This window comes from Glutamicibacter sp. TV12E, assembly GCF_052441935.1.
Taxonomy (GTDB): Bacteria; Actinomycetota; Actinomycetes; order Actinomycetales; family Micrococcaceae; genus Glutamicibacter.
On sequence record NZ_JBQVVF010000001.1, the window covers coordinates 900,446 to 912,480 of the forward strand.

Consider the following 12,035-nt stretch of genomic DNA (forward strand, 5'->3'; position numbering starts at 1 on the left):
TAGGTGAAGCCACGTCCCGCGGGACGTGGCTTCAACTATTTGATGCTAGGAATCCTTGGATTCGGAAGAATCCGTGGACGGTTCCACAACAGCCTCGGTAACTATCACTTGGGCTGAATCCACCGCACCATCTTCCGGCTTCCCGGCCGGCTGGATGATTGGAATCTCGGTGGTCATCAGGCTGAACTGGCTGCCCTCGTGCCGGTCGACGCCTTGGGTCACCGATTGCTCAAGCACTGTGCGGGCCACCTTGCCGCGCAGGATCAGCGGATCGCGGCTCAGGTCCTTCCACAGTGCGACGCACAACAGCAGCATCACGATCACGAACGGCAAGGCCGAGACAATCGTGATGTTCTTCAGGCCGTTGAGCGCCTCGGCCGGATGATCGCCACCCGCCAACAGCATGACTGCGGCAACAGCACCGGTGGCAACACCCCAGAAGACCACGGACTTCTTGGTCGGCTCCTCGGCCCCGCGCTCGCTCAAGGCGCCCATCACGATGGAAGCCGAGTCGGCGCCGGTGACAAAGAAGATCGCGATCAGCAAGACCGTGACGATCATCAGCACCGTGGCAATCCAGCCGGAGAGCGGAAGCTCATTAAGCAGATCGAACAGGATCAGGTCGAAGTTGATGTCCGGAGCCCCATCCACCATGTTGGCCAGTGCCTCGCCGGTGTTGCCTGCTCGCTCCGCGCGTTCCTGCAGGCCGATGGCGCCACCGCCGAAGATGGAGAACCACAGCAGGGTGACAGCCGATGGAACCAGCAACACGCCGGTGACAAACTGGCGGATGGTGCGGCCGCGGGAAATGCGGGCGATGAACAGGCCAACGAATGGGCTCCATGAGATCCACCAAGCCCAGTAGAAGACGGTCCAGGAGGACAGCCAGCTGGACATGGTGCCGTCGCCGGAAGCCGCGGTACGCGAAGCCATCTCTGGAAGGTCGCCAATGAATGCGCCCACGGCGTTCGGGACGACGTTGAGGATGAATAGCGTTGGACCGCCAATGAAGACGATCAGCGCCAAGATCACTGCCAAGACCATGTTGATGTTCGACAGCCACTGGATGCCGCGCTCGATGCCGGAAACGGCCGATGCGACAAACAATGCGGTAAGGATTGCGATGATCACCACCAGGACTCCGGAGCCAACCTTTTCAAGGATGCCAGCGGACTGAATGCCGCCACCAATCTGCAGTGCGCCCAGTCCCAGGGAACAGGCGGAACCGAAAAGAGTAGCGATAATGGCGAGGATATTAATGGTGCGGCCGCCCCAGCCGTGCACAATGCGCTCTCCGAAGACGGAGGAGAACATTGCCGAGAACAGCTGCGGGCGCCCCAGGCGGAAACTTCCATAGGCCATGCCCAAGCCGACGATGGCATACATCGCCCACGGGAACAGCGTCCAGTGGAAGAGCGTGGTGCCCATTGCGGTGCTCAAGGCAGCGTCGGTAGATCCTTCAACGGTTCCTGGTGGCGGTGACATGTAGAAGAAGAGCGGTTCTCCCACGCCGTAGAACACCAAGCCGATGCCCATGCCGGTAGCAAACATCATGGAGATCCACGAAACGGTACTGAATTGCGGTTTTTCGTCGTCCTTGCCCAGCGGGATGCGCCCGAAGTTCTTCGCGGCGACCACGATGACAAATATTGCGAATACCGAGGCTGCAATGATAAACAGCCAACCAGTGTTGGTGATGACCCAGTTAAGGGCCACGTCTGCGGCTTTACCCAAGCCTTCGGGGGTAACGAAACCCCAAATGATAAATGCCAGCGCCAAGGCGCCAGCGATTCCGAATACCCAATAGTCGGTTCCTGAAACCGAATATTTCTTTGGTCGTCGTTGTCGAGCTGAATGCAGCTCGCCGACGAGGTCTTCAAATGATTGATCCGTCTGCTTCATTGCGTTCTTCCTTCACTGGTAAGGCGCGGCGAACGAAATCCTGCCGGCGCCCGACGAGTAATCGCGTCGATGGAACGCGATTGCCCTGCAGTGTGCTTGATTGCGAATTGCTTATCGGTGTCGATTCACTGAATCCAAATCTAGCGTCAGAGGGTGCTGATTGATACAGCTGACCCTGCATATTGCCACGGGAATGTTACCGGTGACCCGACGCTATTTCTTCTCGAATTGTCACAATAAATCCTAAATAGGCCTTTTTAAGCATGGTCGACCCACACCCATTGGTCAAACCAGAGTCCCGATTTTTCGCGGGTTATGGCCTCTCAGACCCCTGCAGCCGCATAATTTGCATAGTTCATTCACAGCCGTGTGACATTGCTCGCGTACTGGCAATTTCTCGGCAAAACGAGTCGCGAGCGGAGCCACCTGGCGGGGACTTCAGGGCAGTGATTTCTCGCGGGTGCGACACGATTGCACGCCTTCCACCCGTAGCGGCGACCAGGAGCCGATGTGCTGGCGTTTATGCTATATAGCATTCCGTCAGCGGAATATCTACTAGCCATCGAGGGCTGGCTGAGCTTTCCCATAGGCCCACGAAATGTCATGTGAAATACATCTGCGTTTATCTTGACTCATTCAAAATAAGCAGTCATGCTAAAGATATGGCATCTTCGGACGGGATTGAGCAAGTGCTCAAGGCAGCATCTATGCGAGTCACGCAACCACGCGTTGCGGTACTCGCTGCGGTTGCCGCGCACCCTCACGCGGACACCGAGACAATTATTTCGGCGGTCCACAGTGAGCATCCCACGGTGTCGCACCAGGCGGTCTACGATTCACTCAAGCTGTTCACCAGTTTGGGCGTCATCCGCCAGATCCAGCCTCAAGGGCATATCGCACGCTACGAAACCCGCGTCGGCGACAACCACCATCACGTGGTGTGCCGCCAGTGCGGAAGCCTAGCCGACGTCGACTGCGCTGTCGGCGGAGCACCTTGTCTGCACGCATCGGATGACCACGGCTTCAAGATTGATGAAGCCGAAGTCATCTATTGGGGCACTTGCCCCGAGTGCCAGGCTGAAAATCTGGGCGGGTAGCCGCACTGCCCCTAACTTTGTCATCAATCGGGAACCCTCGGGCGATGAACATCGAACCACAAACCAAAAAATCCGGAAGGAAGAGCATATGTCTGAGACAACTGCAGGTCAGTGCCCGGTTGTAGGAAACACCGGCCGCGTGCACCCCACTCGTGGCAACGCCAACACCGAGTGGTGGCCAAACCAGCTGAATCTAAAGATCCTTGCAAAGAACCAGGAAGCCACCAATCCCTTGGATGCGGACTTCGATTACATCGAGGCTTTCGAAGCTCTGGATCTGGCAGCAGTCAAGGCTGATCTGGCCGAGGTTATGACCAAGTCCTACGACTGGTGGCCAGCCGACTTCGGCCACTACGGCCCCTTCCTGATTCGCATGGCTTGGCACTCCGCCGGCACCTACCGCTCGCACGACGGCCGCGGCGGTGGCTCCGCAGGCCAGCAGCGCTTCGCTCCGTTGAACTCATGGCCAGATAACGTGAACCTGGATAAGGCTCGCCGTCTGCTGTGGCCAGTGAAGAAGAAGTACGGCCAGTCCATTTCCTGGGCTGACCTTATGATCTTGGCCGGCAACGTGGCCCTGGAAGATATGGGCTTCAAGACCTTCGGCTTCGCCGGTGGACGCAAGGACGTCTGGGAACCAGACGCAGACGTGTACTGGGGCCCGGAGAAGGTCTGGCTGGAAAGCGAACGCTACACCGGCGCTCGCAACCTCGAGGCCCCACTGGCAGCAGTCCAGATGGGCCTGATCTACGTCAACCCAGAAGGTCCAGACGGCGTCGCCGACCCACTGGCATCCGCCGTTGACATCCGCGAAACCTTCCGCCGCATGGGCATGGACGACGAAGAAACCGTCGCCCTGATCGCGGGCGGCCACACCTTCGGTAAGACCCACGGTGCCAGCGCTGAATCGCACAAGAGCGGCGACCCGGAATCCGCGCCGCTGGAAATGCAGGGCCTGGGCTGGAAGTCCGATTTCGGCACCGGCCACGGCGATGACACCATCGGTTCAGGCCTCGAAGTTACCTGGACCTACCACCCAACCCGTTGGGACAACGAGTTCTTCCACATCCTCTTCGCCTACGAGTGGGAACTGTTCCACTCTGAAGCTGGCGCACAGCAATGGCGTCCAAAGGACAACGGCGGCGCCGACATGGTTCCGATGGCGCACAACGCAGCAGCACGCCGCGAACCTCGCATGCTCACCAGCGACTTGGCGCTGCGCTTCGATCCTTCCTACGAGAAGATCTCCCGCGAATTCAAGGACAACCAGGAGAAGTTCGCTGACGCCTTTGCTCGCGCATGGTTCAAGCTGACCCACCGCGACATGGGCCCGAAGTCCCGCTACTTCGGACCAGAAGTTCCAGCAGAGGACCTGTTGTGGCAGGATCCGCTGCCAGCCGCACCAGAGACCACCCTGGGCGCTGCCGAAGTTTCCGCACTCAAGGAACTGATCAAGGACTCGGGCCTGAGCGTACAGCAGCTGGTTTCCACCGCTTGGAAGGCCGCGGCGACTTTCCGCTCCTCGGACAGCCGAGGCGGCGCCAACGGCGGTCGCATCCGCCTGGAGCCACAGGTTTCCTGGACCGTGAACCAGCCAGAGCAGCTCAAGCCAGTCATCGCGAAGCTGGAAGAAATCGTTGATGCCTTCAACGCCACTTCCGCTGTCAAGACTTCCTTCGCCGACGTTGTGGTTTTGGCCGGCAACGTAGGTGTCGAGCTGGCTGCTTTGGCCGGCGGCCAGCAGATCGAGGTTCCATTCACCCCGGGTCGCGTTGACGCTACCCAGGAGCAGACTGATGTTGAGCAATTCGCATGGCTGGAGCCAGTAGCTGACGGTTTCCGCAACTACGACTCGGGCTTCTTGAACTTGCCTTCCGAGTACCTGCTGCTGGACCGCGCCAACCTGCTGGGCCTGACCGCACCCGAAACCACCGTGCTGGTTGGCGGACTGCGTGTACTGGGCAACAACTGGGATGGCTCGAACACTGGCGTGTTCACCGAGACCCCGGGCGCACTGACCAACGACTTCTTCGCTAACCTGCTGGAACTGGGCCTCGAGTGGACCCCGGATGCAGAAGAGAAGACCTACGCAACCACTGACGGCCGCTGGGTCGGCAGCCGCGTAGACCTGGTCTTCGGCTCGAACTCCGAGTTGCGCGCGCTGGCCGAGGTTTACGCTTCGGACGACGCCAAGGAGAAGTTCGTCAAGGACTTCGCTGCCGCATGGGCCAAGCTCATGGATGCCGACCGCTTCGAGCTGCGCAAGTAAGCAGCCCTCCGCGCAAAACGGTGGCCGCCACTTCCCGAGTGAATCGGGAGGTGGCGGCCACCGCTGTTTGCGAGAGCTGTCGTTGCCCTGGGCCTAGGGAACCGGGTTGCCCAGTTCCCGCAGATCCGTCTTGCTGGTTTCACGAGCCCACACGGCTCCGATTACAGCAAGGATCGATGACGCTGCCACGATCCATGCCGCAGGACCCCAATTGGCAGTTGTACCGCCCACGAGAGCCGTACCAAGCATCGGGGTGAATCCGGCGCAGAGGATACCGACCTGCAAGCCGATGGCCATTCCCGAATAGCGTACCTTCACGTTGAACAGCTCGGAGAACCACGCTGGGTACACCGAATTCGACGCAGCGTACGTTCCGGCCGTAATAAGCATGCTTGAAACAAAAATCATTGCCAGGTTTCCCGTGGAAATCGTCAAGAAGTACACGAAGATCATGATGCCGGATCCCAAGACGCCAGCGATAAAGACCTTCTTGCGTCCGAAGATGTCAGATAGCCGCGCGAAGAAGGGCTGGCTGGCAATGGCAATGATGTTGCCGGCGATACTCACCCACAACATGGTTGACGCGGAGACACCTACAGATACGGCATACGCCAATCCGAAGGACTGCATGAAGGTATTGGTGACCACCTGGAAAGACATCAGCGCGACTTGGAAGAATTGCGCCGGGTGGGTGGTGATCATCTTGGTGAATGGCAGCTTGAGAGTTGCGTCCGCCTCCTGCTTCTCCTCGAAGACTTCAGGTTCGTCCAAGGAGCGGCGCACCAGGTAGGCGGCGACGAGAACCAGCAGCGAGAGCCAGAATGGAATTCGCCAGCCCCATGCCAACCGCGCTGATTCTTCCATCGCCGCGACCGGGAGGAACGCAAGCGAGGCCAGGACGATGCCAAAGGAAATCCCGCTCATTGCAAAGCTCGCGAAGAATCCCCGGCGCCCTTCAGGCGCTTCCTCGGTAGATAGGGCCGAGGCGCCAGCAGTTTCCGCGCCCGCGGACAAGCCCTGCATCAGGCGCAGGATCACCAGAAGAGCCGGCGCCCAGTATCCGGCGGTCGAGAAATCAGGCAATACGCCGATCAGGAACGTCGCCGACCCCATCAGCACCAGGGTCATGACCAGGGTTGCCTTGCGTCCCAGCTTGTCACCGAGATGCCCGAAGAAGACCGCGCCGAAGGGCCTGGCAATATAAGCGACACCGAACGTCGCGAACGAGGCGAGCAGGGCGATGGTCGCGTCCCCGGAAGGGAAGAAGATCTTGGAAAAGATCAGCGAGGCCGCCGTCGCGTAGATGAAGAAGTCATAGTATTCCAGCGCACCGCCGAGGAATCCCGCGAGCGCCGCCTTCTTGGCGCGCTTGAGCTTGCGCCGCTGCTCCTCGTCGAGGCTGGCGCCCGGATGGCTGATGGTCTTGCTCATGGGATGTCCTTCCACAGCAGCAGGGATGCTTTCCGTCCTGCACTAATGCTAGTTGTACGTTATACGCACAAACGTGCGATATGCGACAATAGTTAAAGTACAGCAAGGTGAGGCGAGTCACAAGAGATGTGACGGTTTCCGGAATCCACGCTGGGCAAGCTCGCCTCGAAAGGACAACAATGAGCCACTCCATCAACGCAACACAGCTGTTCATCATTGGTTCCCATGCTTCGCAGACCATGTCGCCGAATCTCTGGAATCCTGTGTTCGAGGCGCTGGACAATCACTGGAGCTACGAGCCGCGGGACGTTCCCGCGCACAGCCCAATGCAGGAAATCCGCAACAGCCTGCTCTCAACGCAAGTCATAGGCGCCAACGTGACCATGCCTCATAAGCAGTGGGCAGCAGGTATCGCCGACGAACGCTCAGAACAGGTTAGCCTCAGTGGAGCAGCTAATCTATTGATCCGCCAGGGCGGAAAACTCCATGCCTACAACACCGACCTGATTGCGGTGGCAACCAAACTGGCCACCAGAATGCACGATCACGTTGTATTCCTCGGCGCCGGTGGCGCGGCTCGTGCAGCTTTGGTTGCGCTCAAAGAACACATCGGCACCGTCACCATCGCGGACCGTGATCCAGAAGCAACCAATCAGCTGCTCTCGCTGGCCACCCGCATGGGGGTCAGGGGCAAGGGCGTGGATTGGTCCCGGGCAGCGCAGGCCACAGCGCAAGCTTCCCTCGTCATTAATGCCACGCCTATCGGCAAGCATGCCGAAGACGGGGCTGCTTGGGGCACCGCGCAGCTGGCTCCTGGTACCCATATCTATGATTTCGTGTACAGCGCGCACACGACCGGAACCATCAAGGCCGCCATCGAACAAGGCCTGGAATATTGCGACGGTTGGGAGCATTTGCTGCTTCAAGCTGAAGCCATGGTCCCGCTGCTTGGCTTGCCTGAACAGAGCAAGACCCAACTCCAGCAATCGCTTCAGCGCATCCGCGCATCCGCGACAATAACTGAGCGAAAAGCCTAGAAGAGGGTGCTCGGCGGGCCACCGAAGCGGGGATTCTCCAGCGTCAAAAGTTCCGTCTTTGCTTCAAGTCCACCGAGATAGCCGCCCAGCGAACCATCGGTGCGCAGCACCCGGTGGCAGGGCAAGACAATGGGAATCGGATTGGTCGCGCAGGCCGATCCTACGGCGCGCACGGCTTTGGGATTGCCAATGCGTTCCGCCATCTGTGAGTAGCTCCACGTCTGCCCGTAGCCGATCATGCCCAGTTCCAGCTGCACTCGGCGACGGAAGTCCGTGGAAAGCTTCAGGTCCAGAGGCACATCGAAGTTGCGCCGAGTCCCCGCAAAGTACTCATCAAGTTGCCGGGCCACAGCGTCCAGGCGCGCGGGGTCCTTGAGGATGCGCGGGCTGAGCTTCTGGGCGAGCACCTGGAGAATCTTCTCATGGTCCTCTGTTTCAAAAGCTACCCGCACCAGGCCGGCTGGGGTGCTGGCCAGCAGCAAAGACCCTACCGGGCTATCAACTACGCGGTAGGAAATATCGACAAGATCTACGGCCTGCGCCTTGGCCCGCAGCTCGATCCCGAGTTGTTCCAAAATTTGGGCCTCTTCTCCGGTTGCTGAAGAGTTGGTCGGTGCATTAGTCATGATTTCTCCTGCCACAATGTGTCGTCGTCGAGCAATCGGCGAAGATTCTTGAGCCCGTCGCTGCCTGCTCTCCGCGCGGCGGCTTCAGTGCCGGACACCATTTGGGCAATCTGGGCATAGTTCAGTCCGCCCAGATATCTGTAGCCGACCACCAGCCGCTGCTTCTCGGGGAGCCTTCCTACTTCCTGCCAGAGCTGGAGATTCTCCAGTTGCAGTGCTGGTTGCGGCTCGCCATCAATCTGGTCCCACTGTTGATGGTCGAGAAGGAACTCCGGCTTGTTCTTGCGCAGCTCATCGATGGCCTTGTTCCTTGCAATGCGGACCAGCCAGGCCAGTACATTGGCGTCCTCGGCAAGCTGCGGATAGGCCTTGAGCGCGGAGAGGAAAGTCTCGGACCAGGCGTCCTGGGCGCGATGCTCATCTAGCAGGGCGCGGCAAACGCGAAGGACGTTCAGCCCGTAATCCTGGACTATCCGCTCAAACGGCACTTGCATGGCTCTCCTGAAGGTCGGCACCTTTACGGGCATTCACCATGTAAACGTATCGCGGAGCAAAAATGTGAGGTGCCGATTGGAAAAATCTTGAGCGCCTAGCAGCTCACCGGGTCCAGTCCCTCAGCCAGCTGGCGCAGGCGCTGGATATCAATCTCGATGGCTTCGCCATTGTCTACGCCGCGGGGCAGCTTGGTTCCGGCCAGGGCATCACGAATGGCGCGCATGGTGGCTCCATGGCTGACCACTGCCACCTTCCTGCCCGCATGCTCATTCGACAGGTCGATCAACGCAGGAATCGCCCTGCGCAAAATCTCGTCAATTGGCTCCAACTGGTCTTGGACCAAGGCTGATTCCTCGTCGCTCACCTGGGCCATGATCCGGCCTTCGAGCGGTCCGAAACCGCGTTCAATCAATTCCGGGACGGGACGGCCGGTCTCGATGTCCAGCTCCTGGGCAATCAGCGCGGCCGTTTCCTGCGCTCGGCCCAGCGGGGATGCCAGCACCAGGGAGAACCCCTGGCCTTGAAGGTCGCGCCCTACACCGCGAGCTTGTTCGCGTCCGGTGTCGTTCAGCGGAATGTCGGTGCGCCCCTGAAGGCGGCCGGCCAGATTCCAATCGGTCAGCCCGTGTCTGATCAATACCAGCGCAGTATCCATGGCTCAAGCGTACCGCCGTGCGCGGTGATCGAAGAATCTCCGGCATTACGTCCGATACGCAACGTTAAGACTCATAGTTAGGTCATGAACGGTCATGTTGCGAAGATTGTTACACCATCCCGAGCGGCTGAGAGATCTGGTTCGTTGACGCCGCAGCAACCTGCCACATCCGGTGGTTACGGTGCTACCGCCAGAAACGATGCAGCCGCTTATCTTGTTTAACCACAACAAGTTGCGACATTGATTCCGGGATTCCTGCCTCGATCGCACCACCGCCCGCCGGTGAAGCGCGAAAACCCCATCGACAAGGAGTCGTAAGCCAACATGGCAGATCACAAGTTTGGATTCCGCACCCGCGCATTGCACGCCGGTGGCACCCCCGATGCAGAGCACGGCGCCCGTGCAGTGCCCATCTATCAGAGCACCTCATTTGTCTTCAAGGACGCCGACGACGCGGCCAACCTCTTCGCGCTGCAGAAATACGGCAATATCTATTCGCGCATCGGCAACCCGACCGTAGCGGCTTTCGAAGAGCGCATGGCCTCCCTGGAAGGCGGCATCGGCGCTGTAGCCACCGGCTCCGGCATGGCCGCCGAGTTCGTCACCTTCGCGGCCCTGGCCCAGGCCGGCGACCACATTGTGGCCTCCTCGAAGCTCTACGGAGGAACCATTACCCAGCTTGATGTTTCACTGCGCCGCTTCGGCATCAACACCACCTTCATCGATTCCAACGACCCCGCCGACTTCGAAGCTGCCATCCAGGAAAACACCAAGGCCGTGTACACCGAAGTGGTAGCCAACCCCTCGGGTGACATCGCGGACTTGAACGGCCTGGCCGAGGTGGCCCACCGCCACCTGATTCCCCTGGTCGTCGACTCCACGCTCACTCCCCCGTATATCCTGCGTCCCATCGAGCACGGGGCGGATATCGTCATCCACTCGGCAACCAAGTTCATCGGCGGCCACGGCACCACCCTCGGCGGCGTAGTGGTCGAGTCCGGGAAGTTCGACTGGGGCAACGGCAAGTTCCCCGCGATGACTGAACCGGTGGCCAGCTACGGCAACGTTTCCTGGTGGGCCAACTTCGGCGAATACGGCTTCCTCACCAAGCTGCGCAGCGAGCAGCTGCGCGACTTCGGTCCAGCCCTGCCGGCCCAGTCGGCGTTCCAGCTCTTGCAGGGCCTGGAAACCCTGCCCCAGCGCATGGACAACCATCTGGCCAATGCCAAGCAGGTCGCTGCCTGGCTGGAGGCAGATCCACGGGTCACCTACGTGAACTACGCCGGCCTGGAATCCCACCCGCAGCATGCCCATGCCAAGGAACTTCTGCCCATGGGCGTCGGTTCAGTGTTCAGCTTTGGCGTGAAGGGCGGGCGCGAAGCCGGCTCCAAGTTCATCGAAGCCCTGCAGCTGGCCAGCCACTTGGCCAATATCGGCGATGCCCGCACCCTGGTGCTGCACCCTGCTTCCACCACCCACCAGCAGCTCAGCGCAGGCCAGTTGATCGCCGCTGGCGTACCCGAAGATCTGATCCGGCTGTCGGTAGGCCTGGAAGATGTCGAAGACATCCTCTGGGATCTGGACCAGGCGTTGGCCGCCTCCCAGGAAACGGCCTCTGGCTCCGCCAATGAATTTGCGGAACCCGCCTATGATGGCGCGGCGTGCGCCATTCCTGCAGCACCGAAGGGAGCCAACTAATGAGCACCACCGACCGCACCTGGGAAGGCCCGGGAGCCGCGCAACGGCTGAACATCCTGCGCGAAACCAAGTCCATCGCCATCGTGGGAGCCTCCAACAAGCCATCGCGGGCCAGCTACTTCGTAGCGACCTACCTGCTGTCCTCATCCAAGTACAAGGTGTACTTCATCAACCCGGTGCTCGATGAGATCCTGGGCCAGCCGGTGTACAAATCCCTCGCTGATCTGCCGGAGACACCGGATCTCGTGGAGGTCTTCCGCAAGCACGATGACCTGCCATCCGTGTTGGATGAGGCCTTGGCCGTGGGGGCGAAGACCCTCTGGCTGCAGCTGGGATCCTGGCATGAGGACGTGGCCCGCCGTGCCGAGGCTGCGGGCATGAATGTCGTGATGGACCGCTGCGTGAAGATCGAGCACGCCCGCTTCCACGGCGGCCTGCGCCTGGCCGGGTTCAACACCGGGGTGATTTCCTCAAAGCGCCAGGTGCTCGCCTAGGCGATCCCAGGCAGCTGATTCAAGTGGCGGACAACCTTTATGGTTGCCCGCTACTTGCGGTTTGCAAGGGGATTCAGCGAATTGCTCCCCATGCCGTCGGGCACGCACATCAAGTTGGGCGTTGATATGCCGTGCACCCCTTAACTGCCACTATTGAACGTCCGGGGACAGCCAAGGCAAACTATTTAAAGCTGATTTTCTCGGCGTACAGACCGTCTACTTGGCACAATGCCAACCAATCCCACGCCAATATGCCACTTAACCCAAAATTCCAACACTATTAGCTTGACGTTCCCACGCAATCGGGCATAAAGTCATGGAAACACAGATT

Annotated in this window: 10 protein-coding genes and 1 riboswitch; of the genes, 5 read left to right on the forward strand and 5 right to left on the reverse strand. The window is 59.8% G+C overall.

Annotated features, from left to right (window positions below):
- Nucleotides 1–45: 45 nt before the first annotated feature.
- Complete coding sequence (locus ACT7DV_RS04095) at nucleotides 46–1,902, reverse strand: BCCT family transporter (RefSeq protein ID WP_444661005.1); 1,857 nt, start codon at nucleotides 1,900–1,902, stop codon at nucleotides 46–48.
- A gap of 662 nt (nucleotides 1,903–2,564) precedes the next feature.
- Here ACT7DV_RS04095 and ACT7DV_RS04100 point away from each other — a divergent pair.
- Nucleotides 2,565–2,999: a Fur family transcriptional regulator gene (locus ACT7DV_RS04100; RefSeq protein ID WP_444661006.1), complete on the forward strand. Its 435-nt coding sequence runs from the start codon at nucleotides 2,565–2,567 to the stop codon at nucleotides 2,997–2,999.
- A gap of 88 nt (nucleotides 3,000–3,087) precedes the next feature.
- Nucleotides 3,088–5,268: a catalase/peroxidase HPI gene (gene katG, locus ACT7DV_RS04105; protein WP_444661007.1), complete on the forward strand. Its 2,181-nt coding sequence runs from the start codon at nucleotides 3,088–3,090 to the stop codon at nucleotides 5,266–5,268.
- A 93-nt stretch (nucleotides 5,269–5,361) separates the two neighbouring features.
- Here the strand turns inward: katG and ACT7DV_RS04110 are convergent, their stop codons facing one another.
- A complete protein-coding gene (locus ACT7DV_RS04110) occupies nucleotides 5,362–6,699 on the reverse strand; it encodes an MFS transporter (RefSeq protein ID WP_444661008.1) in 1,338 nt (445 codons plus the stop codon).
- A 179-nt stretch (nucleotides 6,700–6,878) separates the two neighbouring features.
- Between ACT7DV_RS04110 and ACT7DV_RS04115 the strand changes: the two genes are divergently transcribed.
- The gene (locus ACT7DV_RS04115; protein WP_444661009.1) at nucleotides 6,879–7,736 is read left to right on the forward strand and encodes a shikimate dehydrogenase family protein; all 858 of its coding nucleotides are present in this window, start codon (nucleotides 6,879–6,881) and stop codon (nucleotides 7,734–7,736) included.
- Here ACT7DV_RS04115 and ACT7DV_RS04120 read toward each other — a convergent pair.
- The 3 genes from ACT7DV_RS04120 to ACT7DV_RS04130 all read right to left on the reverse strand — a co-directional run bounded on the left by ACT7DV_RS04120 (nucleotide 7,733) and on the right by ACT7DV_RS04130 (nucleotide 9,512).
- Nucleotides 7,733–8,362 (reverse strand): methylated-DNA--[protein]-cysteine S-methyltransferase, encoded by a 630-nt coding sequence (locus tag ACT7DV_RS04120; RefSeq protein ID WP_444661010.1) that lies wholly within the window; start codon nucleotides 8,360–8,362, stop codon nucleotides 7,733–7,735. The genes ACT7DV_RS04115 and ACT7DV_RS04120 overlap by 4 nt on opposite strands.
- Entirely contained in the window at nucleotides 8,359–8,856 is a 498-nt protein-coding gene (locus ACT7DV_RS04125) for an RNA polymerase sigma factor (RefSeq protein ID WP_444661011.1), read from the reverse strand. Before ACT7DV_RS04125 ends, ACT7DV_RS04120 begins: the two co-directional genes overlap by 4 nt.
- Before the next feature lie 95 nt (nucleotides 8,857–8,951).
- A complete protein-coding gene (locus ACT7DV_RS04130) occupies nucleotides 8,952–9,512 on the reverse strand; it encodes a histidine phosphatase family protein (RefSeq protein ID WP_444661012.1) in 561 nt (186 codons plus the stop codon).
- Nucleotides 9,513–9,623: 111 nt separating this feature from the next.
- Nucleotides 9,624–9,718: riboswitch (SAM riboswitch) on the forward strand.
- 118 nt (nucleotides 9,719–9,836) lie between these two features.
- Between ACT7DV_RS04130 and ACT7DV_RS04135 the strand changes: the two genes are divergently transcribed.
- A complete protein-coding gene (locus ACT7DV_RS04135; RefSeq protein ID WP_444661013.1) occupies nucleotides 9,837–11,210 on the forward strand; it encodes an O-acetylhomoserine aminocarboxypropyltransferase/cysteine synthase family protein in 1,374 nt (457 codons plus the stop codon).
- Nucleotides 11,210–11,704, forward strand: a complete 495-nt coding sequence (locus ACT7DV_RS04140; protein WP_444661014.1) for a CoA-binding protein — start codon at nucleotides 11,210–11,212, stop codon at nucleotides 11,702–11,704. The genes ACT7DV_RS04135 and ACT7DV_RS04140 overlap by 1 nt, the downstream gene beginning before the upstream one ends.
- Nucleotides 11,705–12,035: the final 331 nt, after the last annotated feature.

Excerpts from the sequence above, each read along its gene's own strand:
- ACT7DV_RS04100 (WP_444661006.1), top strand. The coding sequence starts at position 2,565 with ATGGCATCTTCGGACGGGATTGAGCAAGTGCTCAAGGCAGCATCTATG.
- ACT7DV_RS04140 (WP_444661014.1), top strand. The coding sequence starts at position 11,210 with ATGAGCACCACCGACCGCACCTGGGAAGGCCCGGGAGCCGCGCAACGG.
- ACT7DV_RS04130 (WP_444661012.1), bottom strand. The coding sequence starts at position 9,512 with ATGGATACTGCGCTGGTATTGATCAGACACGGGCTGACCGATTGGAAT.
- ACT7DV_RS04125 (WP_444661011.1), bottom strand. The coding sequence starts at position 8,856 with ATGCAAGTGCCGTTTGAGCGGATAGTCCAGGATTACGGGCTGAACGTC.
- ACT7DV_RS04135 (WP_444661013.1), top strand. The coding sequence starts at position 9,837 with ATGGCAGATCACAAGTTTGGATTCCGCACCCGCGCATTGCACGCCGGT.
- katG (WP_444661007.1), top strand. The coding sequence starts at position 3,088 with ATGTCTGAGACAACTGCAGGTCAGTGCCCGGTTGTAGGAAACACCGGC.
- ACT7DV_RS04120 (WP_444661010.1), bottom strand. The coding sequence starts at position 8,362 with ATGACTAATGCACCGACCAACTCTTCAGCAACCGGAGAAGAGGCCCAA.
- ACT7DV_RS04095 (WP_444661005.1), bottom strand. The coding sequence starts at position 1,902 with ATGAAGCAGACGGATCAATCATTTGAAGACCTCGTCGGCGAGCTGCAT.
- ACT7DV_RS04115 (WP_444661009.1), top strand. The coding sequence starts at position 6,879 with ATGAGCCACTCCATCAACGCAACACAGCTGTTCATCATTGGTTCCCAT.
- ACT7DV_RS04110 (WP_444661008.1), bottom strand. The coding sequence starts at position 6,699 with ATGAGCAAGACCATCAGCCATCCGGGCGCCAGCCTCGACGAGGAGCAG.